The sequence below is a fragment of the Sphingomonas sp. S-NIH.Pt3_0716 genome, assembly GCF_003950715.1.
Taxonomy (GTDB): Bacteria; Pseudomonadota; Alphaproteobacteria; order Sphingomonadales; family Sphingomonadaceae; genus Sphingobium; species Sphingobium yanoikuyae_A.
In genome coordinates this window covers 1-1323 of the sequence record NZ_QLJK01000105.1, presented here as the reverse complement: position 1 = coordinate 1323, position 1323 = coordinate 1, and the positions used below count along the sequence as shown (strand labels likewise).

The following is a 1323-nucleotide window of genomic DNA, read 5'->3' as shown; positions in this document are numbered from 1 at the left end:
TGTGAACCGCCCCGGCTTTCCCGGAGGCTCCAATTTGTGGGAAGGAGCTTTCTTTATGAGCAAGACCCGGAACAAGTTTTCTCCTGAAGTCCGCGAACGCGCGGTGCGCATGGTTGGCGAGCATCGCGCCGATTACGGCTCGGAGTGGGAGGCGATGACCTCGATCGCCAGCAAGATTGGCTGCACGGCCGAGACGCTGCGCCGCTGGTGCCGTGAGGAGGCAAGCCGACGAACGGCACCAGCGGCGCTGGCCGCCGATGATCAGGCCCGGCTCAAATTGCTGGAGCGCGAGGTCAAGGAACTGCGGCGCGCCAACGAGATCCTGCGCAAGGCATCAGCGTATTTTGCGATGGCGGAGCTCGACCGCCGCGAGAAATGATGATGTCGTTCATCGACGCCCATCGTGAGGATCTGGGTATCGAGCCGATCTGCCATGAGTTGGCGATCGCCCCGTCCTCCTACCATGAACATGCACGTCGCCTGGCCGATCCTGGCAGGCGCCCCGCGCGTGCCCGTCGTGATGACGAGATCAAGGCGCAGATCAAGCGCGTCCACGAGGCCAGTTCCGGGCTCTATGGAGCGCGCAAAGTCTGGCACCAGTTGCTGCGCGATGGCGTGGCTGTCGCCCGGTGCACCGTGGAGCGCCTGATGGCGGCCATGGGGCTGGCGGGCGTTCGGCGTGGCAAGACGACGATCACCACGGTCAGCAATCCGAAAGCCCCGTGCCCATTGGATAAAGTCAATCGCGAGTTCCGCGTTGAACGTCCCAACGCATTGTGGGTGGTCGATTTTACATACGTCCACACCTGGGCCGGCTTCGTTTATGTAGCTTTCGTGATCGACGCCTATGCCCGCCGGATCGTGGGCTGGAAGGTCAGCACGTCGGCTACCGCCGGCTTCGTGCTGGACGCCTTGGAACAGGCGATACATGCCCGCAGGCCAGGGCCGGAAGATGGCCTGATCCACCATAGCGACAGGGGTGTTCAATATCTCGCCATGAACTACACCCAGCGCCTGGCCGAAGCCAACCTCGTGCCATCGGTCGGCAGCGTCGGCGACAGCTACGACAATGCTTTGGCCGAGACGATCAATGGCCTCTACAAAACTGAGGTCATCTGGCGGCAGCGGTCATGGCCCAGCGCATCGGCCGTGGAAATGGCTACCCTGCGTTGGGTCGACTGGTACAACAATCAACGCCTTTTCGGCCCCATCGGCTACATCCCGCCCGCCGAGGCCGAGGCAAACTACTATGCAGCCAGAGAGACCCTCGATATGGTTGCATGACTCAATTCAAAATGCCTCCGGGAAAGCCGGGGTGGTTCA

Annotated in this window: 1 protein-coding gene and 1 other annotated feature; the gene reads left to right on the top strand. The window is 62.1% G+C overall.

The window, feature by feature from the left end; translation table 11 throughout:
- Positions 1 to 55: 55 nt before the first annotated feature.
- A protein-coding gene (locus tag BRX37_RS26215) for an IS3 family transposase (RefSeq protein ID WP_407673531.1) occupies positions 56 to 1284 on the top strand; the annotation gives its coding sequence in 2 pieces (ribosomal slippage) (positions 56 to 344 and positions 344 to 1284; 1230 coding nt in all).
- Positions 337 to 451, top strand: a sequence feature (AL1L pseudoknot). It overlaps the preceding gene by 115 nt.
- Positions 1285 to 1323 lie beyond the last annotated feature (39 nt).